The organism is Planococcus antarcticus DSM 14505, assembly GCF_001687565.2.
GTDB classification, from domain to species: Bacteria; Bacillota; Bacilli; order Bacillales_A; family Planococcaceae; genus Planococcus; species Planococcus antarcticus.
On the sequence record NZ_CP016534.2, the window covers coordinates 420,555 to 446,470 of the forward strand.

The 25,916-nt window shown below is 43.9% G+C and carries 24 protein-coding genes; 19 read left to right on the forward strand and 5 right to left on the reverse strand.

The window, feature by feature from the left end; translation table 11 throughout:
* Positions 1-91 precede the first annotated feature (91 nt).
* Positions 92-1,723 (forward strand): ribosomal protection-like ABC-F family protein, encoded by a 1,632-nt coding sequence (abc-f, locus tag BBH88_RS02230; protein WP_065536219.1) that lies wholly within the window; start codon positions 92-94, stop codon positions 1,721-1,723.
* Positions 1,724-1,812: 89 nt separating this feature from the next.
* The gene (locus tag BBH88_RS02235; RefSeq protein WP_065536218.1) at positions 1,813-2,574 is read left to right on the forward strand and encodes an STAS domain-containing protein; all 762 of its coding nucleotides are present in this window, start codon (positions 1,813-1,815) and stop codon (positions 2,572-2,574) included.
* A 139-nt stretch (positions 2,575-2,713) separates the two neighbouring features.
* On the opposite strand, the gene BBH88_RS02240 is transcribed toward BBH88_RS02235, so the two are convergent.
* A complete protein-coding gene (locus BBH88_RS02240; protein ID WP_006829311.1) occupies positions 2,714-2,974 on the reverse strand; it encodes a hypothetical protein in 261 nt (86 codons plus the stop codon).
* A 141-nt stretch (positions 2,975-3,115) separates the two neighbouring features.
* Here BBH88_RS02240 and BBH88_RS02245 point away from each other — a divergent pair, with 141 nt between their 5' ends.
* From BBH88_RS02245 to BBH88_RS02255, 3 genes are all read left to right on the forward strand, one after another.
* Positions 3,116-4,186, forward strand: a complete 1,071-nt coding sequence (locus BBH88_RS02245; RefSeq protein WP_006829310.1) for an NAD(P)H-dependent flavin oxidoreductase — start codon at positions 3,116-3,118, stop codon at positions 4,184-4,186.
* Positions 4,187-4,285: 99 nt separating this feature from the next.
* A complete protein-coding gene (locus BBH88_RS02250; RefSeq protein WP_006829309.1) occupies positions 4,286-5,122 on the forward strand; it encodes a DUF368 domain-containing protein in 837 nt (278 codons plus the stop codon).
* Positions 5,123-5,491: 369 nt separating this feature from the next.
* Positions 5,492-6,625 carry a CAP domain-containing protein gene (locus BBH88_RS02255; RefSeq protein WP_238323381.1) on the forward strand — a complete coding sequence of 378 codons (1,134 nt, stop codon included), beginning with the start codon at positions 5,492-5,494 and terminating at the stop codon, positions 6,623-6,625.
* Positions 6,626-6,668: 43 nt separating this feature from the next.
* Here BBH88_RS02255 and BBH88_RS02260 read toward each other — a convergent pair whose 3' ends face one another.
* The gene (locus tag BBH88_RS02260; RefSeq protein WP_065536216.1) at positions 6,669-7,499 is read right to left on the reverse strand and encodes an undecaprenyl-diphosphate phosphatase; all 831 of its coding nucleotides are present in this window, start codon (positions 7,497-7,499) and stop codon (positions 6,669-6,671) included.
* 143 nt (positions 7,500-7,642) lie between these two features.
* On the opposite strand from BBH88_RS02260, the gene BBH88_RS02265 reads away from it, so the two are divergent.
* From BBH88_RS02265 to BBH88_RS18730, 6 genes are all read left to right on the forward strand, one after another.
* Positions 7,643-8,725: an AI-2E family transporter gene (locus tag BBH88_RS02265; protein ID WP_006830099.1), complete on the forward strand. Its 1,083-nt coding sequence runs from the start codon at positions 7,643-7,645 to the stop codon at positions 8,723-8,725.
* Between the two features lie 120 nt (positions 8,726-8,845).
* Positions 8,846-9,283, forward strand: a complete 438-nt coding sequence (locus BBH88_RS02270) for a MarR family winged helix-turn-helix transcriptional regulator (RefSeq protein ID WP_238323459.1) — start codon at positions 8,846-8,848, stop codon at positions 9,281-9,283.
* Positions 9,284-9,286: 3 nt separating this feature from the next.
* Positions 9,287-11,905, forward strand: coding sequence for an MMPL family transporter (locus BBH88_RS02275; RefSeq protein ID WP_065536215.1), 2,619 nt, complete (start codon positions 9,287-9,289; stop codon positions 11,903-11,905).
* A 254-nt stretch (positions 11,906-12,159) separates the two neighbouring features.
* The gene (locus BBH88_RS02280; RefSeq protein WP_006830096.1) at positions 12,160-12,612 is read left to right on the forward strand and encodes a hypothetical protein; all 453 of its coding nucleotides are present in this window, start codon (positions 12,160-12,162) and stop codon (positions 12,610-12,612) included.
* Positions 12,612-13,070, forward strand: a complete 459-nt coding sequence (locus BBH88_RS02285; protein ID WP_006830095.1) for a GNAT family N-acetyltransferase — start codon at positions 12,612-12,614, stop codon at positions 13,068-13,070. The genes BBH88_RS02280 and BBH88_RS02285 overlap by 1 nt, the downstream gene beginning before the upstream one ends.
* A gap of 118 nt (positions 13,071-13,188) precedes the next feature.
* Positions 13,189-14,838, forward strand: coding sequence for a serine hydrolase (locus tag BBH88_RS18730; protein ID WP_006830094.1), 1,650 nt, complete (start codon positions 13,189-13,191; stop codon positions 14,836-14,838).
* Between the two features lie 316 nt (positions 14,839-15,154).
* On the opposite strand, the gene BBH88_RS02295 is transcribed toward BBH88_RS18730, so the two are convergent.
* Positions 15,155-15,355: a cold-shock protein gene (locus tag BBH88_RS02295; RefSeq protein WP_006830093.1), complete on the reverse strand. Its 201-nt coding sequence runs from the start codon at positions 15,353-15,355 to the stop codon at positions 15,155-15,157.
* Positions 15,356-15,591: 236 nt separating this feature from the next.
* Here BBH88_RS02295 and BBH88_RS02300 point away from each other — a divergent pair, with 236 nt between their 5' ends.
* From BBH88_RS02300 to fumC, 5 genes are all read left to right on the forward strand, one after another.
* Positions 15,592-16,140, forward strand: coding sequence for a P-loop NTPase family protein (locus BBH88_RS02300; RefSeq protein ID WP_065536214.1), 549 nt, complete (start codon positions 15,592-15,594; stop codon positions 16,138-16,140).
* A 92-nt stretch (positions 16,141-16,232) separates the two neighbouring features.
* Positions 16,233-16,946, forward strand: a complete 714-nt coding sequence (locus BBH88_RS02305) for a hypothetical protein (protein ID WP_006830091.1) — start codon at positions 16,233-16,235, stop codon at positions 16,944-16,946.
* Positions 16,947-17,058: 112 nt separating this feature from the next.
* Positions 17,059-17,574, forward strand: a complete 516-nt coding sequence (locus BBH88_RS02310) for an NfeD family membrane protein (RefSeq protein WP_006830090.1) — start codon at positions 17,059-17,061, stop codon at positions 17,572-17,574.
* Positions 17,575-17,933: 359 nt separating this feature from the next.
* Complete coding sequence (locus tag BBH88_RS02315; protein ID WP_065536213.1) at positions 17,934-19,433, forward strand: UDP-N-acetylmuramoyl-L-alanyl-D-glutamate--2,6-diaminopimelate ligase; 1,500 nt, start codon at positions 17,934-17,936, stop codon at positions 19,431-19,433.
* Between the two features lie 82 nt (positions 19,434-19,515).
* Positions 19,516-20,898, forward strand: a complete 1,383-nt coding sequence (fumC, locus tag BBH88_RS02320; protein WP_006830088.1) for a class II fumarate hydratase — start codon at positions 19,516-19,518, stop codon at positions 20,896-20,898.
* Positions 20,899-21,002: 104 nt separating this feature from the next.
* On the opposite strand, the gene aldA is transcribed toward fumC, so the two are convergent.
* Positions 21,003-22,451: an aldehyde dehydrogenase gene (gene aldA, locus BBH88_RS02325; RefSeq protein WP_006830087.1), complete on the reverse strand. Its 1,449-nt coding sequence runs from the start codon at positions 22,449-22,451 to the stop codon at positions 21,003-21,005.
* A gap of 224 nt (positions 22,452-22,675) precedes the next feature.
* Here aldA and BBH88_RS02330 point away from each other — a divergent pair, with 224 nt between their 5' ends.
* Together BBH88_RS02330 and BBH88_RS02335 are read left to right on the forward strand one after the other, a co-directional pair.
* Positions 22,676-23,338 carry a Dph6-related ATP pyrophosphatase gene (locus BBH88_RS02330; protein WP_006830086.1) on the forward strand — a complete coding sequence of 221 codons (663 nt, stop codon included), beginning with the start codon at positions 22,676-22,678 and terminating at the stop codon, positions 23,336-23,338.
* A 6-nt stretch (positions 23,339-23,344) separates the two neighbouring features.
* Positions 23,345-24,337 (forward strand): GNAT family N-acetyltransferase, encoded by a 993-nt coding sequence (locus BBH88_RS02335; protein ID WP_006830085.1) that lies wholly within the window; start codon positions 23,345-23,347, stop codon positions 24,335-24,337.
* A gap of 168 nt (positions 24,338-24,505) precedes the next feature.
* Here the strand turns inward: BBH88_RS02335 and BBH88_RS02340 are convergent, their stop codons facing one another.
* Positions 24,506-25,060: a M15 family metallopeptidase gene (locus BBH88_RS02340; protein ID WP_040852399.1), complete on the reverse strand. Its 555-nt coding sequence runs from the start codon at positions 25,058-25,060 to the stop codon at positions 24,506-24,508.
* 105 nt (positions 25,061-25,165) lie between these two features.
* On the opposite strand from BBH88_RS02340, the gene BBH88_RS02345 reads away from it, so the two are divergent.
* On the forward strand, positions 25,166-25,897 hold the full coding sequence (locus BBH88_RS02345) for an NADPH-dependent oxidoreductase (RefSeq protein ID WP_006830083.1): 732 nt from the start codon (positions 25,166-25,168) through the stop codon (positions 25,895-25,897).
* Positions 25,898-25,916: the final 19 nt, after the last annotated feature.

A 25,916-nucleotide genomic window follows, 5' to 3' on the forward strand; every position in this document is an offset into this window, starting at 1 on the left:
ATCTGCCTGCAATCGGATTTTAACAAAGGCATGCCTCTTGGCGTGCCTTTTTTGCTGTGCGTGCGTCTCTTCACAGGAAAGGAAGAGCATCATGATTATTAGCCAATTTCAACATATACTGTGTCATTTTGCGACACAAAAAATATTCAACCAAATAAAAGGCGAAGTCATGCAAGGCCAACGCATTGGTCTTGTCGGACGGAACGGAGAAGGGAAAACCACTCTCTTGAATGTTTTGGCTGGAATTTTACAGCCCACAGAGGGAATCATAACGTGGAAAAAAGACAGCAGCAGTGGTTTGCTGGAGCAGACGCCTGATGAACAGGAAGAACGGACTGTTGAGCAATTGATGATCGCTGTGTTTTCAGAATTGACTCTTCTCCAGCAGCAACTGACAGGGATGGAGCGCCAAATGGAAAACGCTTCTCCAGAAGAGCTGGACCGTCTGTTGCTGCGCTATGGCATGTTGCAGGATGATTTTATTCAACGGGGCGGCTACGATATTGATGTGAAGATCGATCAAGTGCTGAATGGATTGAAAATTAAGCAACTGAAATTTGAGCAATGGGGACATTTGAGTGGGGGAGAAAAAACGAAAGTGGGGCTGGCAAAATTACTTTTGCAGAAGCCAGACTTGTTGTTGCTGGATGAACCGACCAATCATCTGGATCTGGAAGCTATTGAGTGGTTAGGTTCATTTATCAGTCATTACAAAGGGACAATTGTTCTCGCTTCCCACGACCGCTATTTTCTGGATGAAACCGTTACTCATATTTGGGAGATCGACCAAGGGGACTTGATTCAATACGCTGGCAACTATTCAAGTTATGTTAAAGAACGGGAAGCACGCCTGCTGATTGAATTTCAGCAGTATCAGGACCAACAGAAGAAAATTCAAAAGATGAAAGAAACCATTAAGCGGTTGAAAGAATGGGCAAATCGCGCGAATCCACCGAACGCAGGAATGCATCGGCAGGCGAAAAGCATAGAAAAAGCCTTACACCGTATCGAAATACTCGACCGTCCAATGCTAACAAAAAAACAGATGGCTCTGGATTTTCAAATAGATGGACGTAGCGGAAAAGACGTTATCTTCCTAGATGGAGTCTGGAAAGAGTTCGGGGATCGGATTTTATTCCACGATGTTTCGATGCATATTCGTTACGGAGAACGCGCGGCAATTGTAGGGTCCAATGGCACAGGGAAAACAACTCTGCTCAATATGATGTTGGAAAAAGAACAGGCGGATGCAGGGGAAGTAAAGTTGGGCAGCGGATTATCAATTGGATATCTGTCCCAGCACACATTGGAGATGGACAATGACAGAACCATCATTGAAGAATTCCGAGACGCTGTCGCTGTGTCCGAATATGATGCGCGTCCGATGTTGGCAAAATTCCTATTTTTCGGTAACATGGTTTTCCAGCCAGTTCGTCAGCTCAGCGGAGGCGAGCGGATGAGGCTTCGCTTGGCGCAATTGATGCATCAAAACCACAACCTCCTGATTTTGGATGAGCCGACCAACCATCTTGATTTGGAAGCGAAAGAAGTGATGGAAGAGGCCTTGAGCGAGTTTCCAGGTACCATCATCGTCGTTTCCCATGACCGTTATTTTCTTGATAAACTGTTTCCAGTGACGTACTGGCTAAGAAACGAAACAATCGAACGGTTCGACGGAAACTATTCTGCTGCACGAGAAAAAGTGATAGTACCTACAAAATAAAGTTTTCAAAAGAACGATTAATTAGCGGACTACTATGGCATAATGAATAAACACGAGTCTGTGGAAATCAGAAGATAAGGTGGAAGAATATGCCAGCTATAGGAGAGATTCCGGAAAATATATTTTTACTGAACGCCTTGGATGTTATCGGTGAAACTATCATCATTGCGGATAGTTCCTATACCATCAGATGGATGAATTCTGAAGCCTGCCGATTAATGAATGAGGTAGCACCTTTGTACGGCATGCTGGACTGCGGAGAAATGATCGGGATGAGCATGGACGATTTCCATGAGCGCCCATCGCACCAGAAGCAAGTGATGCAGAAACTGACCGGAGTTCACCGAACGCGTATTACAATCAGAAACCAGGTCATGACCGACATTGTCATCGCACCGATTATGAATAACAGCGATGAACCTGAGGGATATATCGTCATGCTGATGGATGTCACAATGCAAGCAGAAGAGCAGAAGCGCAGTGCGCAACTGATCAAAGAATTGTCGATTCCCATCTTAAACATTTGGGACAAGACGATTGCGTTGCCGTTGATTGGAAATTTTGATAGAAACCGGACCGACCAATTGATTGCTACGGTTTTGATGGAATGTTCCGAGAAACAAATCGAGTATGTCCTGATCGATTTAAGTGGTATCAAAGAGTTTGAAAATCAGGTCCGTTATCAGATCCAGATGATGAACGACACACTGAATTTGATAGGAGCCACATGTATTCTTGTCGGCATTAGCCCGAAGCTAGCCATGTCGATTGTGCAATTGGACAGCAAGACCCCAATATTCAGTACAGCTCATGAAGGGTTGAAACACATCATGCAATTACAGGCAAAATGAAATAAGCACTTATCTGGTTTACTGGATAAGTGCTTATTTTTTTTAGAAAATTATGATTTTAGTAATTTGTATAGCTATACGGCTGTCTACGCTTTTCTTTGTCTAGACTCTGACAGCCAACCCTTCGAGTCAGTTTTTGTCATTCCAAGGAAGCTTGATCGCAACTATTGTCAATCGCCGCAAACGCTGTAGTCGTGAAAGCTGCCTGTTCAGGAATCTCAGTGGTCAATTGATTTTTGGGAGGTATCTCCGGTAGGTCATTCTGACGTGTCTCGATATATGCGTACATTCTTTCCTGGCTGATCACCTTTTCTAAAGGGTTGCCGTAAAAAGATAAGAGGATTAAACCAAATGCTCCAACAATTAAAGTGATGCCCAAAAGTGAGAGGAATCCCTTCATAATAAATCCCGCCTTCTTGTATTTGCTTACAATAAAGAACGCTGCATCCCGTAAGAAAGTTCCCTATTGCTGTCTATTGCCGTTTACGAGATACTTGGAACAATGCAAAATACATTCAAATCGAAGAGAGGCGGACTATTCATGATTTCATTGGAAACAGGAATTTGTCGATTGTTTAAAATCGATTATCCGATTGTCCAAGCAGGTATGGCAGGGGGACCAACGACGGTCGAGCTGGTTGCTGAAGTCAGCAATGCAGGAGGACTGGGAACTTTGGGGGCGGCTTACATGGCGCCCGATGCATTGCGGCAAGCAATCAAGGAAATTCGTTGTGCAACCCAAAAGCCGTTTGGCGTCAATATTTTTGCAGCACCGGCTCAAGATGATTTTCGCCGCTTAGCAGAAGTCCAAAAGACGTTAAGCCCTTTTCGTTCGCAGCTAGGGATTCGAGAAATCCAAGCCTCTTATCAATCACCAGATTGGAGCGCAGAACAGTTCAATATCTGCATTGAGGAAGGCGTGTCGATCGTCAGTACAGCTTTTGGCTGCCTGTCAGCTCCTCAAATGAAAGCTGCTAAAGAGCGACAAGTTAAAATTGTGGCGATGGTAACGACAGTGGCAGAAGCAAAGCAGGCAGAGGCTTCAGGAGTAGATGCTCTAGTAGCCCAAGGAAGTGAAGCAGGAGGGCATCGTAGCACTTTTTCGCTTGATCAGCATCCAGCAGGGGCGCAGATTGGAACACTTTCCTTGGTTCCACAAGTAGTCGATGCAGTCGGAATTCCTGTCATTGCAGCAGGGGGGATTGTGGATGGACGTGGGCTGGTTGCTTCGCTGGCTCTTGGAGCACAAGGAGTCCAAATCGGCACCCGTTTTGTCAGCTCTACAGAATCCGGCGTGCATAGTGCTTACAAGCAGGCAGTATTCAAAAGCGACGAGGAGAGCACGGTTGTGACTAAAAGTTTTTCGGGACGTCCGGCACGCGGCATCAAAAACCGTTTTATTCAGGAATTTGAACAAACCGGTATCAATCCTTTGCCATTCCCTTCTCAAAACACTATCACCAAAGACATTCGAGCAGCTGCAGCAAAAGCCAATAATCCTGAATTCATGTCGTTATGGGCTGGGCAATCTACACGGAGTTTGAAGGAGGAAGTAGCTGCGGCAGAAATTGTTCGGACCATCATAGAAGAGGCGAAAGGGATATTAAGCTAGTCTTGTTTCTGAATTGAAACGATCAAAGTGAAGCTCGAGTTTCTAATTCGCACATGCTATACTAATGAAAGTTATTTTTAAGATGAGGAGATTAGACGAATGGAATGGAAGAATATATACCGCGGCATCTTAATGGGCATTAGCGATTTGATCCCTGGGGTCAGCGGAGGTACGATTGCGTTTATTTTAGGGATTTACGATCGCTTATTGGAGTCAATCAGCGGATTTTTCAGCCGGGATTGGAGAAAATATCTCGGATTTTTAGTGCCGCTCGGCCTTGGAATTGTTATAACCCTTCTATTGTTCAGTAGAGTCATCGAATATTTATTGGAGCAGTATTATGAAGCGACGCAGTTTTTCTTCATGGGGCTGATCATCGGGGTCATTCCGTACATCATGAAACAAGCGGAAGTTAAAAAGAACTTCACTTCGCGACATTTGATTATTCTGGTGGTTATTGGAGCGGCATTGGCGGTTACTGCTTTCATACCGACTGAGGAAGACTTGGCGCCAATCACATCACTCACTCTGCCTGTTTTCTTTTTGCTGTTTTTCTCCGGGTGGTTAGCCAGTATGGCAATGTTATTACCTGGAATCAGTGGTTCGTTTATTCTGCTGTTATTGGGCGTCTACTCGACAGCCATCAATGCCTTATCCACGCTGAACATTCCGGTTGCCTTGGCTATCGGTGCCGGCGTCATCGTTGGATTTATTGTCAGCAGTAAGGCAATCCAATACTTACTGGAGCACTTTACTTACGTTACTTACGCGGCAATTATCGGTCTGATTATAGGGTCTTTGTTTGTGGTATTCCCTGGCTTCTCGGCTGATTCAGACACGCTCATCACCAGCCTCGTGACGTTTGCGCTTGGCCTGGCATTTACTTTGCTTTTCAGTTCACCTAAAAAGACCGCTATTACAGAAGAGTTTAATTGAAGAAAAGAGGGACCATCATAAATGATGGTCCCTCTTTTTGAGTTAATGGCGCTTGCGCTTTCGGTGTCTAGCTCCAGCGCCCAGATTCTAGGCTCATAAGTCACTCTGACTGTGCGACAAAGAACGCCGCTTCGTCAGTGCGTCTTATGCCCGTCGAATCTACACGGGCGCTTGCGCTTTTCTTGTTGTCTAGCTTCAGCGCCCAGTCCCTCGAGTCGCTTCAGCCTTGCCACCAATGGCTGAAGACCGCCATTACTGTCAAGGCTTCCAGCGCTTGTCGGGACTACACGGGCGCTTGCGCTTTTCGGGTACAAAGGCTTTTTGTTTTGTGGATGATGCGTTTGCCATTAAACTATAAGGTAAGAGGTGATGTGTGTGCGAAAACTTTTTTGGTTGATGGTTCTGTTGCTGGCCGTTTTTTTTGCGCGCCCGATTTGGGAAGAACCAGTTGGTGAATATGTCGATTTAAGTTTCTTGGATTCTGTCGATCGCACAATTGAAAATGTCACTGAAGATCCGGAAGTGTCCCGGGCGATGGATGGAGCCCGAAACTTCACTTCGCGTGTGGGGACTGAACTGCGGTCTATGATCGCTTCCAGCTCGCTTGAAATGCCGGAAGCTGTGGCGAAACCGGAACTAGCGGAAACGGATTCCTTGGTTGCCGTTCACAATGTGACGCTTGGCATGGACAAAGATGAAGCCCAGGAAAAAGTCGGGATGCCGCTCCGCTTGATGCGTAATGAGTACGGCACTGACTGGCATAGCTATCATCAGGATTATCAGAACTATGTGTTGTTGTCCTATGATAAGGATGAAAAAGTGAACGGAATGTTCACCAATCAGGATTTGATTTCTTCTACGGAAGGCATCACGATGGACTCCACTAAATCTGAAGTCCGTTCGTTGCTTGGCGTCCCGCTGAAAAGCCTTCAAAAAGGTAATGTTCAATATATACTTGATACCCGTGAAGAATACGATGTCTTTAAAATCGATAATACCTACACGACGATTTTTTATGATATTCACGAAGGAGATAGCGTGACCGCCGTGCAGGTGATCCACGAGGATTTGGAGAAGGCACGGCCCGAAATATACGCAGAGGCGAACGAAGAATTGAAGGAAGGCTATGAATACCTGCTTTTCGAATTGACCAATTCGGCACGTATTCAGCGCAACTTGCCGCTGTTGAAATGGGATGAACAGACCCAGCTGACAGCTCGCAAGCATAGTAAAGACATGGCGGACAATGAATATTTCAGTCACACTAATCTGGAGGGTCAATCACCGTTTGATCGTATGAATGAAGACGGTATCTCATTTTATGTGGCTGGTGAAAATTTGGCATATGGTCAGTATAGCAGTATTTTCGCGCATGAAGGCTTAATGAATTCTATGGGGCACCGTGAAAATATTGTCAAACCAGAGTTTGGATATTTAGGAATAGGCACAGCGTTCAATGAAGAGAATCAGCCGTATTACACGGCTAACTTCTTTAACCGATAAACAAAAGGCAGACTGTCATTTTCATGACAGTCTGCCTTTTAGATTAATTTAATAAGAGCCATGCCAATACGACGAGTGGTCCGACGATAAAGCAATAAATAGCGAAATACTTTAATTGCCCTTTCGCCATAATATTCATGAACCATTTTAATGAGAAATAAGAAGCAACGAGAGACCCAAGGAATGCCATCAAATACGGAATTGCCATCGAAGCTAAGTTATCATCATTGATGATATCCGTGATGCTCAGAACCGCACCGCCTAGGCTGATTGGGATAAATAATAAGAATGAAAAACGCAAAGCGGTTTCTTGATTGATGCCTCGTGCCATTGCGGCTACGATGGTAGCACCGCTTCGGCTGATGCCTGGAATGAGGGCTATAGCCTGAGCTCCGCCGATGATGATGGCATCTTTCATTGTCATATTGCCATCTTTACGCTGGCCGCGCATATTGCGGATCCACCAAAGACCAAAGCCAGTGACGATTAAGGTCAAACCGACTGTCACGATGGTCGAAAGGTTGTCGTCTATGGCATCTTGGAACAAGACACCGATGAAGGCAGCGGGAATAGTCGCGACGACGAGATAGACAATAAACATGAAGTCCCGCTTGGTTTCTGCATTTTTAACGGTAAAATATTTCAAACCATTAACGACAAGTCGTTTAATATCATCACGATAAATGATCAAGACTGCAATCAGCGAGGCGCTATTGACTAGCAATGCAAAAGTTGAAACGCTTCCTTCAATCTGTACATCCAGGAAATATTGAGCGATTAGCAAATGCCCACTTGATGAGATGGGAATAGGTTCGGTAAGGCCTTGAAACAGGCCAAGAAGTAGAAATTTGATTGTAAGCCATAATAGGTCCATTAGAAGAAATCCTCCATTGATTGTTCATTGATTGACATAATCGTACGTTTTTTGTCTAATATTTTCAAAACTACATAAAAAATATAATACCATAATTTCATGGTAAAATGGGTATACTAATGAAAAGAAAGGAAGTGACATGTTTGACGAACAAGCTTTGGTTTCAAGTAGGGGTAGGAATAATTCTAGCTTTAGTCATTATTCGATTGTTTATTGAAGTACAAGGTATATTTGATCCTCTGTTTATTATAGCAGGAACAATTTTTGTGCCATTATTGTTAGGGGGCGTTTTGTTCTTTTTAACACGACCAATCCTGAATTTTCTAATGAAGCGGAAATTCCCGAAATGGGCTGCGGTTCTTACCGTGCTTCTGTCGATTGTTTTAGTGTTTTATTTGTTTTACATCATGATTGGACCGATTGTTACCGGTCAGATTAATTCATTGGTGGATAACGCACCTGAAATTATAGAAGGCGTGGAAGAATCCGCTCAATATATATTCGATCAGCGAGATCGTCTTCCTGATTCAATTGAACAACAGTTGAATGGCATGGCTAGTCAAATTGGTGATCGTCTTGGTGACGTTGGTGGATGGATCATTTCCTTTGTCACCAGCCTTGTCTCTGGTATTATAACTTTGGTGCTGGTGCCGTTTTTCCTGGTTTACCTATTGGTCGACCATGAGAAATTTGTTCCGTTTATTTCCGGTTTCTTTTCCGGAGAACGGAAAGGGTGGATCCGCAAAACATTGCATGACATCGATGAAACCCTGCAGGCCTATATTCAAGGCCAGTTGTTTGTCAGCTTTCTCGTGGGAATCATGCTGCTGATCGGGTATCTGATAATTGGGCTGGACTATGCGTTGCTGCTGGCTTTAATCGGTATGGCCACTAACGTCATTCCGTTTTTAGGACCTTATATTGCGGTTATTCCGGCAATTATCATTGCGCTTGTACAAGACCCAATCATGGCAGTTTATGTAGCCATCATCATGCTTGTCGCACAGCAGATCGAAAGTAATTTCATCACGCCGAACGTTATGGGGAAATCACTCGACGTACACCCGTTAACGGTTATTACACTGATTTTAGCAGCAGGAAATATTGCCGGTCTATGGGGCATCATTTTAGCGATTCCAGTATATGCCGTGATTAAGACTATCGCGAAAAATGTTTATGCAAGACGAATTGAAATCAGTAAAACAGCTACACGCGATATCGAATAGACCAACCTGTGAACTTATGTTCACAGGTTTTTTTTTTTTGAAAATAAAGTTCTTGCTTGACCTGATAAGGTTTACCCCCTAAACTAATAATATTGGTTGAGGGGGTAAACTATTTTGGACATGCGAATAAAAGAGGCGGTGGATCTTTTTCAAGAGGTGCTGATCTACGGAACAGAGCGAGTTATCAAGTCGGTTGATCACCCTTTATGGAAAGAGTATTCACCAGAGCAGATTCAAATGCTGAAGCTGATTGGTAAGGAAAAAAGAGTTACTTCAGCAAGGTTAGCGGTACTACAGGCCGTACATAAAAGTGCGATTTCCAGCCGTATAAAAAAGTTGCTGCAAAAAGAAGTGATTCAAGTTGTTCAGACTGCCGACAGACGTGAAAAATTACTGGAACTCACGGATAAAGGCCAGGTTCTTATTTTGGAGCTGGATCAAGTGTTGACGGATTACATCGAAAAGCTAATGTCCGAAAATATTGCGGACGAAGAAATAGACCAATTTCTGACGATTTTTCGGAAACTGAAAAAAATTATAAAAATGGATGGAGTGTAACACGTGCACAATGTATTGAAATTTAAATGGCTGATTGCGATTAGTTTGATCGTATTGACGGTTGTCTTATTCTTATTGGCGCCGAATTTAACAAAGCAAGCAGAAGAAGCGGGATCGTTTCAGTTATCTGATGAAGCCTCTTCGCAAATCGCATCGAGTATTCTAACGGAGGCAGATGCCTCGGATCAAACCATCTCTCTTGTCATACCGCTGGAAAGTGAAATGACGGAACCGATGCGGGAAACGCTCGAACAGATGGTGACGGATATCGAAGCGCTGGGTAGTCCCGTGACGAGTGTATTGAATCCGGTTGAAAGCGAAGAACTGGAGGACCAGCTGATTTCGGAAGACCGTCAAACGGTGTTGATGCCGATTACGGTTGATGGTACGAACGAAGAAGTGAACGCCGTTGCTGACACAATCAGGGAAACCATTATTCCTGAGGACCTTACGGCATATGTAACTGGAGAAGCCATCATTAGTAATGATGTCAACGTCAGCTCACAGGAAGGATTGAAACGCACAGAAATCATTACAGTGGTCTTGATTTTTGGTTTATTGCTAGCAGTATTCCGTTCGATTGTGACACCGTTCGTTCCACTTGTCGCAGTCGGAATCTCTTATTTATTGAGCCAATCGATTGTGGCATTTTTCATCGACTGGTTCGGATTCCCGGTTTCCAACTATACACAGATATTCCTAGTGGCCATTCTGTTTGGAATCGGAACAGATTATTGTATCCTGCTGTTGAGTCGCTACAAAGAAGAATTGTCGGCTGGGCATGGTGTGGAACAATCAATCATTAATACCTATAAAACAGCGGGAAGAACTTTGCTGATTAGTGGAGTTGCTGTGTTTGTCGGCTTTTTTGCCATTGGATTTGCTGAATTTCCGATTTTTAAATCAGCGGTAGCGGTAGCGGTCGGGATATTTGTTCTGTTGCTGGTACTGTATACGATCGTGCCGTTCTTTATGTCTTTATTGAAAGAGAAATTATTCTGGCCGGCAAAAAAATCGGCTTCTCACAAAGACAGCAAATTGTGGGTCACGATGAGCAAACTATCAATTAACCGACCGTTGTTATCAATGCTAGTAGTAGCTCTAATTACGGTACCTCTACTGTTTACGTACGATAATTCTCTATCGTTTAACACGGTGGATGAAATCGGTTCGGAATATGAATCAGTGAAAGGCTTGCGTGCGATCGAAGAAGGGTTTGGGCAAGGCGATTCATTGCCTGTCCAAGTAATTGTGAAGTCAGATGAATCCTTGACGGGGCGGTCGACTGTCCCTTACTTCGAATCATTAAGTGCAGAGATTGAAAAAATCGATGGCGTCGAAACTGTCCGGTCAATTACACGTCCGGCAGGGGATATAATCGAAGAGCTTTATGTGGACGAGCAACTTGGTCTGTTAGCTGATGGGCTTGGCGAAGCACGTGATGGCATCGGCGAAGTTCAGGCGGGCCTTACAGAAGTTCAGGCCAACTTAACCGCCATCAGCGAACAAGCCGGAAATTCCGCAGGCTTGACTGAGGCGGCTGCAGGGCTTGGCCAAATCAATCAACAATTAGGTCAGGTTTCTCAAGGCTTGCAGCAAACAGGGAATATTCCCCAAACTGTAGGAGCTTTGACGCAAATCAGTGGAGGCTTGTCAGAAATTCAGCAAGGCTTAGCTGGAGCAGCTGAACAAACCGCCGAACTCAGTGCCGGGTTAACGCAGTTGGCAGATGGAGTCGGTGCTTCGAACGAAGGCCTTGCTGAAATCGAAACCGGCTTAACGGAAGCTGTCAATATGATGGGAGAAATGAGCGACAGTAGAGCTGTACGTGATACAGGCTTATTTATTCCGGAAGGAACACTGGAAAGTGATGATTTTGAACAGGTATTGGACCGCTATTCTTTTGCCGATGGGACAGGAATGGTGATGGAAGTAATCTTGTCGGAAGATCCTTATTCTCATGAAGCAATCGAAATTACTACGGAGATTAAAGAAACAGTGGAGCGCACTGTAGCAGGCACGCCACTTGAGGGAACGGAAATCGCGTTCAGCGGAATTTCTAGCATCAACAGTGATTTACAAGAAGTATCATCCAGTGACTTTACGAATACAGTGATCATCATGTTGATCAGTTTGTTCGTTGTTCTGGCAATTTTATTCCGTTCATTGATCATGCCTTTATATATGATCGGTTCACTTTTACTGACGTATTACACATCGATTTCCATTGCAGAATTGATCTTTGTGAATGGCCTTGGGTTTGATGGTATCAGCTGGGCAGTGCCGTTCTTTGGATTTGTCATGCTAGTGGCGCTGGGAGTCGATTATTCGATCTTCCTGCTCGACCGGTTCCGCGAAGAATCATTCAATGGCGTCACCGTTCGCGATGCAATGCGTACGTCGATGGCGAAGATGGGAACAGTCATTATTACAGCTGCCATCATCTTAGCAGGTACATTTGGTGCCATGATGCCTTCTGGCGTATTGAGCCTTGTGCAAATCGCAACCATCGTTATTACCGGCTTGCTGCTGTACGGACTGATTGTCTTGCCGTTATTGATACCGGCAATTTCGGTTTCTTTTGACCGGGGTGTTTGGTGGCCGTTCGGCAAAAAGAAGTAATTAGGCGAGTTCGTGTTTTGCTAAAAACAGCATTACTTTTTGATTAATGTCATAGGTAGAAAAAAGCTGCGCGCGCGCAGCTTTTTTCTATGGATGTAGGATTAGGCTTGGCATGTTATACTGGATGGTAATTGAAAATACGAAATGGGTGTAACTATATATCTGCAGACTTTCGTACAAAGTGCAGGTTTATGTCTTGGAGCTTACTAAGGTTTTTGATGAAATAATTGAAACTGAGAAACGAGGTAATGAGATTGTTGACATTTGAACAAAAACTAGAAATCATTGAATCTTTTCCTGAGTTAACGAGAAAAGATGTGTCGATGAAACGCGTGAATTTTCATTATGAAGAAAGTCTTTACGATAAGAAAATTGCTATCTATCATTTGCATCCAACGGGCAACGGATTTGTCTACGTCGGAAACTTGCCACATTACGAAGCGGACAAAAAAGGTTTTGTCAACGTTCGTGATTTTTCCGAAAAAGAGCTGCGCAGCGTAATTGCTGATTCCATAGATTATCTGTCTTTGGAACCGGAACCACCATATGACAAGACTTGGATGAATCGCGACAGTGAGAAGTTAGATTTAGTTTATGAAGAGCCATTCTGGAATGTCTATACAGGGAAAAACCTGGAAGAAAGTTTTGGGACTTTCGACAATGCTGAAGATTATTTGATTGATCAAGGCTTTAAAGAAAAGAAATGATGAAATTCCGTCTGCTGCAGGCTCATGAACCGCTGCCGATGGAGTTATTATTGGAAGCGGACCCTTCGGAAAGACTGGTTCGTGCTTATTGTGCAGCTGGCTGGTGCATGATTGCGGAACGGGAAGGTTCAGTGATAGGCGTATATGTTCTGCTCGCTCTATCGAACACAACCGTTGAAATCAAGAATTTGGTGGTTGCAGAAAGTTTCCGCAGCCGAGGCTATGGACGGCAGTTTCTACAGCGTGCTTTAACTGAAGCAATGCATCGCGGTTTTCAGTTTGTGGAAATTGGTACTGGCAATTCAAGTCTGGACCAGCTTGCGCTTTACCAGAAATGTGGATTTCGCATCCATGCTATTGATTCAGACTTTTTCAAACGGAATTATCCGGAGCCTATTTTTGAAAATGGCATCGAATGCCGCGACATGATCAGGCTCCGCTATACGGTAAGCAGCTGATTGCCACCTTGAGTATTTAGGCAACGACAGAAAAGAAGAGCCCAGTGCTCTTTTTTTTATTGCTAATTAGAGGTAAATGATCAGATTTTTCGGTATGCTTAAGGCAAGGAGTGAGGACATGTTTAAAAAGGTGACCTTATACACAAATCAGTTAGAGGATATGAAAGGATTTTATGAATATCAGTTGGGCTTTCGGATTGTTGAAGAAGATGAAAGCAGCTTTACCCTGTCAATTGGAAAATCCCAATTGGTCTTTCAGGAATCCGAAAGCTCCGCGACCTATCATTTTGCACTGAACATTCCAGGTAACCAGTTTACGCTTGCCAAATGGTGGGCCAGTGAGCGGGTAACTTTGAATCGCCAAGAAGGCATGGATGAAGTCTTTTACGCTAATTTCGATGCTGATGCTTTTTATTTTCAAGATCCTGCCGGTAATGTCATTGAATTTATCGCGCGGCGTAGCATCGACCGTATGGGTAATTTTACAGTGGACTCTCTGCTCGATATCAGCGAAGTGAGCATCACCACACCAAATGTCGAAGAAGTTGGTGAGCAGATAGAGGAAATGGACATCCCAGTTCGAGGCAATAAAGGGATTGATCCGAAAGCATTGAATTTCCTGGGGAGTGGAAATGCCTATATTATATTAGTGGCACCAAAGCGTACGTGGTATTTTTCGAAACAAAAAAGTGAAACGCATCCCTTATCGATCGAGCTATTTGATGGTCGCCAAATCATCATTACAGAAGATGGCCGATTTCAGCAAAAGAAATCAAGTAATCTGATTATGGATAAAATGGAGGATGTCGATTTTTCAGGTGTCGCTTATCTGCAGAGGAAGGAAACCTGGACGACCGCAAGAGGATTTGCCAATCGTGCTGACGAACGGCCGAATGCTGTCGATACAAGGTTCGGCATTGCATCCGGTAGCAAATTGTTCACGGCTGTTGCGGTATGCCAATTGGTGGAGGCTGGAAAGCTCGATTTCAACGATAAACTATCCGAGCTGCTACCGCAGGATTTTTCGCATGTTGACGTCACCATCCATCAATTATTGACGCATACATCGGGCATACCAGATTATTTTGATGAACAGGTGATGGACGATTTTGAAGAACTGTGGAAAAAACAGCCCATGTATTTGATGGAAACCGCTTCAGATTTTATTCCCTTATTTAAAGACCAGCCGATGATGTTCCAGCCGGGTGAAAGATTCCGTTACAATAACGCCGGATTTATTGCGCTGGGCCTTGTTATTGAGCAAGTCACAGGAAAAGAGTTTGCTGAAGTTATAGAACAACAGATTTTTACTCCTGCCAAGATGCAGAGCTCGGGTTATTTCCGTCTGGATCGCCTGCCGAGACAAACGGCTTTGGGCTATATTGAAGAAGATGGAATGTGGCGAACAAATCAATATGCCATTCCAATCCGGGGCGGTGCTGATGGCGGAGCTTATGTCACTGCAAATGATATGGCGAACTTCTGGAATTGCTTAATGGAAGGCGTTTTAGTGACGAAAGAAATGCTGCAGACGATGCTCCAAGTACATGCATCCGGAAAAGACGGAGACTACGGCTATGGATTATGGATTCAATGCCGAGGAGATGGAGTCCTAAAATATCATGTCACGGGATACGATCCCGGCGTCAGTTTCCATTCTGCATTTTACCCGGCAGACAGCAGCATTCTGACAGTCTTGTCGAATAAAGATACAGGCACTTATGAAATTAACGGAACCATTGAAGAAATGAGAATGGAAAAGGAGTGACAGTATGACCGGAAAGAAATTGGCGATGGCGATCGTTTTCGGAACAATTGGCTTATGTATTTTGATTTTCGTGGTTTTTCAGCTGTATTTTTGGCTGAATTAGAAAGAAATGTAAGACGGTATTTGCCGATAGGGCAAATGCTGTCTTTTTTAATGGGGAGAAAAGGTCGAAAAGAATGGAGGTCTTATGAGAAGTTGCATATTTGAAATAAATCATAAAAAAGCCGCAACCAAGATCTCACTGGCTGCGGCTCCATGAAAATGAATGAAAAATGAGCTCTTCCGAAGAAGAGCTCATTGATAAGTTAGCTTTAGATTAAGCTTTTTGAACGTTAGTAGCTTGAAGACCGCGTTGGCCTTGCTCGATATCAAACGTTACTTCTTGACCTTCGTCAAGTGATTTAAAGCCTTCGCTTTGGATTGCAGAGAAATGTACGAATACATCGTCGCCGCCTTCGCGTTCGATGAAGCCAAATCCTTTTTCTGAGTTAAACCATTTTACTTTACCTTGTTCCATGTGTATTTCCTCCTCGTATGCGTGAGCATACATTGTATTACTATCCTTGCTCAAATCTTGCAGATGAACATCTGACACTTTATAAAAAGTTATCCGAACAAAAATAATTCTTCCTTAGAATAACATGGGGTTACATGTATTGCAAGTGATTATGAAATATTCTTTTTGCTACTGTTGTATTCCGTCTTGAATTATAATAAAAAAACTAAACAAGTTGAGAGTGGGGAGAAACGTTTATGCAAAGAATTATGGTGCTTGGTGTGTCATCAGGAGTTGGCAAATCAAGCTTTTCAAGAAAATTGGCAGACATATCAGCAATCCCTGTCTATCACTTGGATGCTTATTTTTGGAAGCCTGGTTGGGTGGAAAGTAGCGATAAAGAATTTTGGGGGAAACAGCAGCAATTGGTTGAGCAGGACAGCTGGATCATCGAAGGGAACTACACAAGTACCTACGAAATCCGAAGCCAAAAGGCGGATGCCATCGTCTACTTGGAACTTCCTTTAGCCGTTTGCTTGTATCGAGTGGTCAAGCGCCGCATCATGAATCATGGGAAAACACGTCCAGATATGGCCCATGGCTGTCCTGAAAAGCTAGATAAAGACTTTTTGATGTTCATCATTTCTACATACAGCGCTAGAAAAGTGAAGATGAGAAAAAGGATGAAGCAATTTATAGAAGAAAGTCCTCACAACCAAGTCATTTTTCTGCGCAATCAAAAGGAAATTGAAAGGTTTTTGAAAGAGAAAGCAGATGCTCTGTTTTCGAACCCACCAATAAGATAATTTAATTAATGGGGTAATTGGAAAAACTTGCAGACGTTCCTAGATGGAAGTGGTATTCTAAAGCTACATAAATATGTGGAGGAGAATGGCTGATGAAGTTACTGCATGAAGGCACAATAACGAACCAAGTGCTTCATAAAAAACTTCCCTTTTCTATGAAGCGGTTGTATTTGGAAGATCTACCCGTAATAGAACAAATTCAAGGAAAAGTAATTGAGTTGCTTCCCGAAAAGGCCACGCTTCAGGCTCTTACTACTGAGGAGTTCTTATTTATCCTGAACGAACGTGGGCTTCTGGTGGGTGCTTTTGTCGAAGGCGAGTTGATTGGTTTTAGGGCATTACTGATTCCCGAAATCGATGAAGAGCATCTGGGCTGGGATATCGGCCTACCTCCGGAACAGTTGCGGAAAGTGATCTATCAGGAAATTTCCGTGGTTCTTCCTGAATATAGAGGGAATCGTCTCCAGCAAAAATTAGCTGAAGTCATCATGAAAGAATTGCCTAATCTTGATGAGGAATTCCGCTACGTCTGCTGTACTGTCGCGCCTATGAATATCCCTAGCCTGAAAGACAAGTTTACCCAGGCAATGCATATTGCTGCCCTGAAGGAAAAGTACGATGGATTAAAACGCTACATCCTGGTGAAGGACTTGGAAAATTCTGTCGTCCGTTATGATAACTATGTCACTGTGAAACTAGATGATCTCGAAAAACAGCAGCAATTGCTTAACGAAGGATATGTAGGAATCGGATTTCAACTGGTACAAGGTTTTCATGAACTTCAATTCGCAAAACCCGTTCTATAATAGAACGGGTTTTTTTTGTTGGATTTCAAAGAATTCTGCAACTTCTTCCAGCGTTATTCGTATTAATAAATAAGATGGAAAATATTTTACTGGATTGGGAGGTTTTGGTACGATGATTTTTGGCATGCAAATGGAACAGCTCTATATGTATATCCTTCTAGTAGCAGGAGCGCTCACTGTGCTATGTGTCTTTTTCGGAGACATTGTTGACCTCAGAGATGCTTTGCCGATAATCAATCCAACCGTCATTCTTACTTTTATTACAATCGGCTCTGCAATCGGCTTTTTGTTGGAAACAGCTACAGAATTTAACGAATGGTCAGTTTTGGCGATTTCTGCCGGATTTGCATTTGTATTAGACTTATTACTTTACGTTTTTATTTTATTGCCACTTTCTTCCGTAGAGCCAACAATTGCCTATTCGGAAGAATCACTACCTGGAAAAGTAGCTGATGTCACCATTCCGATTCCTGTAGACGGATACGGGGAAGTGATTTTGGAGACTTATGCCGGAGTGATTTCAAAGCGTGCAACCGGCTTTGACAATGAAGCCATCGGTCAAGACGAGAAAGTATTGATTGTTGAAGTGAGTGGCGATACTTTATATGTGCAGGCCTGGGACCATTGAGGCTTATGAAGAAAATGATATTTAGGAGTGAAATATAAGATGAAGGTGGGCTGTGGATGGCTGCACTCAGAAATCTGACGGGCAAACTAGATTGTACCAATAGTTGAATACATGCATGATGAGTTCACCGAAAAGAACTCGAAATGCAAATAGCCACAAAAGCCTCTGCTCAAAGATATTCTTGGGCAAGGGTTTCTTTGTGTTGGTAAATGCATGCATAAAATCTTCTGTTTTAGAAAAATTCGACGTAATTCGACTGAAAATGTTGGCGCTATCAGAGGGAAATGATAGAATAATGATACATGTTCCTGTGAAACTATAGGTATTTGACATAATTTTTTTCCCTAAGGAGCTTTTTAATGGAGATACAACTCGCCAGCATCCCGTCTTTCCCTGTAATCGATCAATTTGGACCTAAAAAATCAAACATTAATTCAATCGAGTACAATTCAACACATGTTACTCAAGGCTGCGCTTTCTTTTGTGTGCCGGGTGAAAATACTGATGGACATTTGTATATCGATGAAGCTATCGCAAATGGAGCATCCACAATTATCGGTTCAAACAAACAGATAATTGTGTATTATGCCGAAAAATATCCGGAACTTTCGTTTGCAGTGGTTGCTAATGTCCGGACAGCACTTGCTCATGTGTCCGATTTTTTTTATGATTCTCCCCAAAAAAGCTTGTTTAAAGTAGGTGTTACAGGAACTAATGGAAAAACAACGACAGCGACTTATGTCTACAATTTGTTCAACCTCCTTGGTATTGCTTGTGGATTCATTGGGACAACTGGAATTATAGGCGCGAATGGCAAAATCCCTTTCTACAAAAGCACCCCAACTACTCCAATTTCTTCTGATATCCATAAAATTTTTGCGAAGTTTGTGACTGAAGAAGATCGGGCAGTGGCGATGGAAGTTTCTTCTATTGCGTTAGATCAAAAGCGTGTGGAGGGCATTAATTTTGATGTCGCCATCCACACCAATATTTCAGAAGAACATTTGGAGTACCATAAGACATTTACCCACTACCTTCAGTCGAAACTCTTATTGTTCAAACAAGCCAAAGCTGCCGTAGTTAATATCGATGACGAAGGGATGGCAAAGGAGATTCTGGAAGCCATTGACTATCCTCATCTGACATACAGCAATCAGCTGCATTCTGGTGCTGATCTAATTTGGACAGCTTGTGAATCTTCAGATACCGGATTGAAGTTTGATTTATGCTATCAGCAAAAGCGGTGGCCAGTACACGTGCCGCTATTTGGTGAATATAATGCAGCTAATCTGACGGCAGCGATTGGTACGGCTATTTTGTCAGGCGTTCAGCTGGAAGATATCTTAGCTGTTTTGTCTGACATGCCACAGGTCGAAGGTCGCTTTCAAATGATCCACGGCCCTGAAAATCGGAAAATCATTCTGGATTATGCCCATACGCCAGTCGCTTTGGCCGCCGTACTGCAAGAAGTGAAAAAATTGTCGCATAATCGTTTAATTGCACTCATTGCAGGCATCGGTATACGGGATTTTTCGAAAATGCCGAAAATGGCGAGAGCAGCTGAAGGAAAAGCCGACGTTCTTGTCGTCACTGTCGATCATCCTGGCGACAATGAGCCGGGCACTGTAGTCGATGCAGTATTGAAAGGTTTTACAACGCCTTACAAGCAGCGAGTGGTGACTGCCAATTCACGGCGCGAAGCAGTTCTGGCAGCCCTACAGGAAAGTGGGCCGGATGATCTGATCCTGCTGTCCAGCGGCTCAATCAACGGTGCACAAATCGTCAAAGGCGAGTATATTCCCCATTCTGATGAAGCGATAATAGAAGAATTTTTTAGCAGCAAAACCAGCGACTTTTAACTGCAAAAGTCGCTTTTTTGCTGGTGGATGTGGTTATAATAGAAGAGAAGGATACATAGAAACCAGAATTGGAGTGAATGGAATGCAGTATCGTACAGAAAAGGATACGATTGGTGAAATTCAAGTTGAAGCAGATAAAATGTGGGGCGCTCAAACGCAGCGCAGCGTACAGAACTTTGCAATCGGCACGGAGCGTATGCCGCATGAAGTGGTCATGGCCTTTGCCCAATTGAAAAAAGCGACAGCCAAAGCGAACCATAAACTTGGGAAGTTGTCTGAAGTGAAGATGAAAGCTGTTGAACTTGCTGCAAATGAAGTTATCAAAGGCAAGTGGAATGATCATTTTCCATTGGTGGTCTGGCAGACGGGGAGCGGTACACAATCTAATATGAACATGAACGAAGTTCTGGCTCGTCGCGGTAATGAGATTTTGACAGAACAGAATTCTGATGAAAAACTTCATCCAAATGATGATGTGAACATGTCTCAAAGCTCTAACGATACGTATCCGACAGCGATGCACGTTGCAGGCGTTTTAGCGGTAACTGAAAACTTGGTACCTGCTGTTCAGAAGCTAAAGGTAACATTGGATGAGAAAGCGCAGCAATTTGACGAAATCATTAAAATTGGACGTACTCATCTTCAGGATGCGACGCCGTTGACACTTGGACAAGAAATCAGCGGTTGGAGACATATGCTTGAAAAAAGTGAGCGCATGATCCGAGAAAGCGTTGAATACATGCGTGAATTGGCAATCGGTGGTACGGCAGTGGGAACAGGCATCAACGCCGATCCGACTTTTGGTCCATCAGTTGCAGAATTTATCAGCGAAGCTGTTGGAACTTCTTTCACTTCTGCAGAAAACAAATTCCATGCGCTGACAAGCCATGACGAAATGGTTTACACGCACGGTGCCATTAAAGCATTGGCTGCAGACGCCATGAAAATTGCAAACGACGTTCGCTGGTTGGCAAGTGGTCCACGTAGCGGGATCGGCGAAATCACGATTCCTGCAAATGAGCCTGGTAGCTCGATCATGCCAGGTAAAGTCAACCCGACTCAAAGCGAAGCATTAACGATGGTTGCGGCTCAAGTAATGGGCAATGATGCAACAATTGGCTTCTCGGCAAGTCAAGGGAACTTTGAATTAAATGTCTTCAAGCCAGTCATTGCCTACAATTTCCTACAGTCTGTCCGTCTCCTGGCAGATAGCTTAGTCAGCTTCAATGATCACTGCGCAGTGGGCATCGAAGCCAATCTGGATGTTATCCAAAACCACGTCAGCAATTCTTTGATGTTGGTTACAGCGTTGAATCCGCATATCGGTTACGAAAAAGCTGCAGCAATTGCGAAACAAGCACATAAAGACGGCACGACGTTAAAAGAATCTGCCGTAAACAGCGGACATTTGACTGCTGATCAGTTCGACGAATGGGTAAAACCCGAGAACATGGTAGGAAAATAAAAAGATGAAAAGCGACTGGGAAAACCCCAGTCGCTTTTTTCTGATTCATTCAAGTTTCCAAAAAACACTCTTCCCGAAAAAAGGAAGAGTGTTTTTGCATGTAGTTATTTTCCGGTCTTATACTGCATATAAACCACTTGTGTGACAAGGAAATCTTCCATGCCGTGTTTGCCGTCTGTGCCGCCGAGTCCGGATTTTCGCATGCCGGCGTGATAGCCTTGAACAGCTTCGAAGTTCTCACGGTTCACATAGGTTTCACCAAACTTCATTTCGTTGACAACTTGCATAGCTTCGTTCAAATCGTCTGTGTAGACGGATGAAGATAAGCCGAATTCTGTATCATTGGCTTTTTCGATAGCTTCTTCCAAGGTGCTGTAGGTGGTGATCGGCAGTACGGGACCGAAAATTTCATCTCGGATAATGGCCGAATCATGCTCTACACCTGTCAAGATAGTCGGTTTGTAGAAAAAGCCGGATTGGCTGCTGTCGCGTTCGCCGCCGATTGCGACAGTGGCACCCTCTGTGACTGCTTGCTTAACCATGTCATCTACAGTATCGAGCCGATCCTGGCTGACAAGTGGTCCCATGTCCGCCTCTTTGTTCCGGCGTGGGTCTCCCATAACTTTCGATTCAAACACAGAAATAAGCTTGTTTGTGAATTCATTTGCAACACTGTCATGCACATACACCCGTTCGGCGTTTGTGCACGCCTGCCCATTGTTTGCCAAGCGAGAAGTGGCGATGGCTTCTGCAGCCAAGTCGAGATCCGCATTTTGAGTGACAATAGCAGGAGCTTTGCCGCCCAGCTCCAAATTAACTTTGGTAATGTTCTGCGCAGCAGCCTCCATCACTTTGGTACCCGCTGGCACGCTGCCGGTCAAGGTAACTAGTTGCACTTTTTTATGTGACGCAAGTGCGTTGCCGATTTCGGAGCCAGTTCCAGTCACAACATTGTAGACACCCGCTGGAATCTCGTCCATCTCATGGATGATTTTTGTGAATTCCATGGCAGTGTTCGGTGTTTGCTGGCTTGGTTTTATGACAATCGTACAGCCGGTTACCAAGGCAGTTGCTACTTTTCTAGCGAGTATGAAGACCGGGAAATTCCAAGGAATAATGCCAGCTACGACGCCAATCGGTTTCTTAAAGATGAAAATATTTTCATTCGGCCGGTCGCTCGGCAGAATTTCACCTTCGATTCGTCTTGCCCATTCTGACATGTAATGGAAGTAATCAATAGCAAGATCGATTTCGCCACTTGCCAATTCATAGCTTTTTCCCTGCTCTTCTTGCAGTAGGTCAATAAATGTCTCACGTCTTTCTGCGATTTTGTCTCCGAGTTTGCGGACAATTTTACCGCGTTCGATGTTTGGTGTCAGTTCCCACGCTCTTTGTGCTTGAAATGCGGCGTCTACGGCACGGTCGACATCTTCTTTGTTTCCTTTGGGAATCTGCGAAATGACTTCTTCAGTCGAAGGATTAATAATGTCAATCCATTCCGTTCCTGCGGATTCTGTATACTTACCGTTTACGTATAATTTATGCTGTTGCATGCTTCTGCCTCCTTTGAGTATAGTAAAGTTTTCCCTGTGTTTTAACGTGTTAAACAGGTAGAGTTTCAATAAATATGGATTTGTGCGAGGCAGGCAGGCTTTCGGATAGTTAGATAGCGTTTCCACTTATTTCAGAACATCAAAATGAATCTGTACAAAAGGGTTTTAATCAAGCTGTGGCGAACTAGTTACAACAACACAGAAATATAAAAAAGAGGTGCATTATGCAAAAATCATTTGTTATGTCATGGAGCGGCGGGAAAGATTCATCGCTTGCCTATTACCGTGCAGTGCTAGAAGGGCATGTACCGCTTGCATTATTTACAATGTTTGAAGAAGATGGCACCAAATCCCGTTCACATGGCTTGCCGATTGAAGTTATGAAAGCACAGGCTGAACGGATGGGTTTGCCTTTAGTTATTGGAAAAGCTAGCTGGTCGGGGTATGAAAAGGAATTCATCAAACATTTGAAGAGCTTCAAAGCGCAAGGCATCGACATGGGAGTCTACGGCGATATCGATTTGCAGGACCACTTGGAATGGGTGCAAAAAGTTAGTGCAGAGGCAGAAATAGATGTCAGCCATCCGCTGTGGCAGGAGCCGCGTAAGAAATTACTGGAAGAATTGATCGACGAAGGATTTCGGGCTATCATTACCGTTGTTGATACCAAGCGCTTGGACGAACGCTTTTTAGGACGTGAGTTTACGCATGAACTGATTAGTGAACTCGAAGCTGCAGGGGTAGATGCCTGCGGTGAAGAAGGCGAATTCCACACAATCATCATAGATGGTCCTATTTTCGTAGAGCCGGTTCCAGTCCGGTTTGGTGAAAAAGTGAAAGCCGGCAATTACGGAATATTGGAAGTGAAACTTCATTCAGAGGAGTGATAATGGATGATTCAAATTACGGGAATGGAAGAAAAGCATATTCGGCAAATATCAGTTCTGCTGGCAAAGCGTCAAGTGCGAGAACGGAAAATCTTCAGCTTTTTACCTGAAAGATTTGAAGAAATTGATGATACAGAAGCAGTCGTGCGGAAGTTATTAAAGCGTCCTTTCATCAACGGGATTGTTGCAGTCAGAGGTATTGACGTTATCGGTTACTTGATTTACGAATTTAAAGAAGATGACAAGCATGGCCGTTATGTTTGGATGGATTATGAATCCATCGCCATTAGCGAACACGAGCATCCTCGTTTATTGAGGCTGCTATATGCAAATGCTGGAGCTGAATGGATTAAGCATGGCTACTTTCACCACATGCTGTTGGCGCCTCTTGGCAACGATGCAGTCATTGATCAGTGGCTGGATCAATCGTTTAGTTTTGACCAAAAATATGGGGTTCTTTCATTAGATGATTTCGAACCGAAGAATGGCGCAATTGCGAAGCTTGAATTTCGCAAAGGCGATAGGGAAGATTCACCGCTGCTGAAGAAAATGGCCATGTGGAACAGCATTCACCAGGCAACAGCGCCTTCTTGGCTACCTATCACACGGGAAACTTTAGAAGATGTCAAGGAAAGCTATGAGGCCTTGACCGAAGATGAAAATGCTTACTTATGGATGGCCAAGCAGGGAGATCAAATCGCCGGATTCCATGTCTACTTCCGCAAAGAAGATCCGTTGAGTTTGGTGACACCCGAGAATTGTGCAGAACTACCCGCTGCCTCTACAAATCCGGATCTTCGCGGCAGAGGAGTCGGGCGTGCGTTAGCAAATCATTGCTTTGGTGAGATGAAAAAACAGGGGTTCGACTATCTTGTTGCTGACTGGAATACAGCAAACCAATTGGCTTCTTACTTCTGGCCGAGAATGGGTTTTCAGCCTGTCATGGTGCGTATGACGAGACAGATTGATCCACGTATTGCCTGGGCACACGGTGAGTAGCAAAAACAGAAGAATCTAATGAATAGAAAATTACTCCAGAAAACAGAATCGTCAAAGGCCGAAAACCTCTCTACTTGGAGGGCGTTTTGGCTTTTTTATTACTTTATTTTAAGATCGTTTTGTGTAGCGATTTCGTAGGGTTTTCTGGAGCCATCGAAAAGTTCTTTTTCACTTCATCTTATCTTCTGGACGCCATCCCTGTTGCAACTCGCGAATTGACAAACCGAAAGTCATTTCCAGATGAGGATAATCTTTAAAGCGCTGCCAGTCGCCACCCCAGTCAAAGCCCAATTTTTTGCCGATGGCCGCGACTTCGAACCAATCGCTTTCACCATTGTCATTATCATCCCGTGTAATATCCCATACAACCGAACCATCATCAAGTCGCAGAGCATAATCAATGGCCAACCCGTAATTATGGTAGGATTCTCCGGCTTCTGCATAGGTGACGACAGTCCCAGGTGCGCTGCGGCCCTGGTTGTGCAACCTGTCTTGTTCCTCAGGCGAGCGGTAGCCGTCTGTAATCAGAATATCGATACCAATCTCAGCAGCTTGGGCAACCAGTAAGTCGCTTTTTTCTTCCACGATGGGGTGTAGTCCAGAAGGCAAAGGACGCCCATCCAACTCTTCCCGGAATGCCAGTTCATTTTCCAGCCATATGAATAAAAAACCACCAAGAATTAATAAGAAAAGAATGGAAAAAGCAGTCTTTGTATGTTTCAAATCTTTCACCTCTATTGCTTCTATTGTAGCAAAAATCACTAAAACAGTATCATAGTGAAGAATTTGGTACGATAAGAGAAACGAATAAAGAGGGAGATGCAATTAATGGCTATCGAGTTAATGAAAACACATGCTTCAGTGCGAAATTATAAAGAAAAACAATTGTCGCGAGAGGAAGTCAGTGAACTGGTCGAGGCAGCACAGCATGCGGCCACTTCCCATTTTGTCCAAGCTTACTCGATCGTATGGGTGACAGACCCTGAAAAGCGCAAAAAATTAGGCGAGTTATCTAAAAATGCCAAGCAAATGGAAGGGGCGGGAGCTGTCTTCTTAATGTGTGCCGATTATAATCGCCTGCAGCATGCGGGTAGATTACAGGAACAGGAAATTGTCTTTGACCGTGCAGAAAACCTGATCGTCGCTGTAACGGATGTCGGGTTGCTCGCGCAAAATCTAGTATTAGCAGCAGAGTCAAAAGGCTACGGAATCTGTTATATCGGCGGTGTCCGTAATAATATGGAAGCCATTAGCGAGTTGGTCGGTTTGCCGGAAGGGGTTTTCCCGGTTTATGGTTTGACAATTGGTGTACCGGACGAGGCCAATGGAGTCAAGCCTCGCTTGCCAGTCGGAGCGATTTTGCACGAAAACGAATACGACGAAGCCAAATACGAAACTCTTTTGCCAGAATACGACAGCACGATCCAAGCTTATTATGCCGGCCGCGGTTCGAATCAGAAAATTGCAACTTGGACACAGCAAATGGCCGATTTTCTGGGCAAACCGCATCGTGAAGACATAAAGGAAGTATTGGCAAAACAAGGGTACCATTTCAAATAGAACGTACATTAATCTTTTC